Genomic DNA, 341 nt, shown 5'->3' with positions numbered 1-341 from the left:
GCGATATCGGCGGCGGCCAGACCCTCGTCGCGCAGGGCCCAGGCGCGCTCCGCCAAAATGCGCTCGCCGACGGTGGCGTTCAGGCTGTCCACCTCGAAAACCGATTCTTTGAACGGAGCCGCGGCAATGCAAGCGCTTTGGTAAGTGCCCGAAAGGCGGCTGGACATCGTGATGCAGACGACAGTGTCGCCGGCTTCCACGGCTTCGGCGAACAGGTCCTGGAATACCATCGGGGGGATTTGGCTGGTGCGAGGCCGTTCGTCGCTTTCTACCAAGCGCTCGAAGAACTCCGTGCGGCTGAGGTCGACCCCTTCGGCGAACTCTTCCTCGCAGAAGCTGAT

The 341-nt window shown here is 63.3% G+C and carries 1 protein-coding gene; it reads right to left on the bottom strand.

Annotated elements, in window-relative coordinates:
- Nucleotides 1-341, bottom strand: a 341-nt coding sequence (locus tag PZH32_RS11925) for a DegV family protein (protein WP_275208474.1), incomplete at both ends; no start/stop codon positions are given.

The organism is Adlercreutzia equolifaciens, assembly GCF_029076695.1.
In the GTDB taxonomy this organism is placed as follows: Bacteria; Actinomycetota; Coriobacteriia; order Coriobacteriales; family Eggerthellaceae; genus Adlercreutzia; species Adlercreutzia equolifaciens_A.
This window is presented reverse-complemented; position numbering and strand designations above follow the sequence as displayed.